Annotated in this window: 2 protein-coding genes and 1 pseudogene; all 3 read left to right on the top strand. The window is 70.6% G+C overall.

What is annotated here, in order from left to right; all coding sequences use genetic code 11:
* On the top strand, positions 1 to 165 hold a 165-nt coding region (locus D7V88_RS45360), incomplete at its 5' end, for a CinA family protein (protein WP_208726767.1).
* Positions 166 to 241: 76 nt separating this feature from the next.
* Positions 242 to 640, top strand: a complete 399-nt coding sequence (locus D7V88_RS41680; protein WP_120545977.1) for a hypothetical protein — start codon at positions 242 to 244, stop codon at positions 638 to 640.
* A 59-nt stretch (positions 641 to 699) separates the two neighbouring features.
* Positions 700 to 1,136, top strand: a pseudogene (locus D7V88_RS41675) (AHH domain-containing protein); the annotation flags it as partial.

Raw genomic sequence — 1,136 nt, 5'->3', positions numbered from 1 at the left:
ACGCAGGAGAAGCCGGTGGGCCTGGTGTTCGTGGCGGTGCGGCGGCGGGGCAGGCCGGCGGTGGTGGAGCGCCATCTGTTCACCGGAGACAGGCGGGCGGTACGTCAGGCCGCGGCGGCGAGGGGGCTTGCCCTCCTTCTGGAGGAGCTGTCCGTGGAGTCCTGAATGTCTGGCTCGTCCCGTGGGCCGTTGGTGGCCGCGCGCCGGATGGGTGATGAAGTCCACACGAAGGGAGCGCCTGATGTATCGAATCGACGTGAATCGCGCTGAGTCCATCGTGAGCTTCGCGCTGGAGGGCTACATCCGGCTGGAGGAGATGCAGCGCTTCGTGGTGGAGCTGAAGGCCGCGACGGACACGGTCGCGGGGCAGGCGATCAAGATTGAAGCCGACCTGCGCACGTTCCGGCCCGCGTCGCCGGAGGCCGCGGACCTCATCCGCCGGGTGCAGGAGTACGGCCTGCGCTCCGGGGTGACGCGGGTGGCGGAGCTGGTGCAGAACGAGATCGTCGCGCTGCAACTCAACCGCGTGGCGTTGGGGAGTGGGACGGACAAGATCCTCCGTCGGTTCTGGCAGGAGTCCGCCGCGCGCCTGTGGTTGCTGCACGGAGACGCGGAGCGGGGTGTGGTGCTCCAGGGCTGAGCGTCTTCATACTCCCGGGCTCCGCTCTTGAGACAAGGGGCGCAGGGCTCGGGGCGTGAATGATGCCGCGCTGGATGGCAGTGCTGGTGTGGATGGTGTGCGCGACGGGGTGTGCGACGTCGCGGACGTGGCGGTTGGACACGGGAGAGGGACAGCCCCGGGAGTACACGCCGCGCAAGGAGACGGCGCCGGTGGCGCTGGACGGCGAGGCCTTCGCGGAGGCCGTCCGGAGATTGGCCCCCGGTGCGCCGGTGACGTCGCATCCCAGGATGGAGGCGCTCCGGTTGTTGAGTCCGGAGACGCGGCGTCCGCGTGCACGTGCGTCCTTGGGGCTCGTGGCGCTGGAGGACCCGAGGCGGGGGCGCGTGCGCGTGGTGGAGGCGCCGGAGGCAGGCACGGCGCTGGAAGCGGCGTACGGGCGCTGGTGCGTGCGCAAGAAGCTGACGGGAGACTGCCTGCACCTCCTGGAGGAGGGGGTGAGGCTGGGGGAGGAGGG

This window comes from Corallococcus terminator (genome assembly GCF_003611635.1).
GTDB classification, from domain to species: domain Bacteria; phylum Myxococcota; class Myxococcia; order Myxococcales; family Myxococcaceae; genus Corallococcus; species Corallococcus terminator.
The sequence above is the reverse complement of the archived record's forward strand: the minus strand, read 5'-3'. Positions and strand labels throughout refer to the sequence as shown.

Excerpts from the sequence above, each read along its gene's own strand:
- D7V88_RS41680 (WP_120545977.1), top strand. The coding sequence starts at position 242 with ATGTATCGAATCGACGTGAATCGCGCTGAGTCCATCGTGAGCTTCGCG.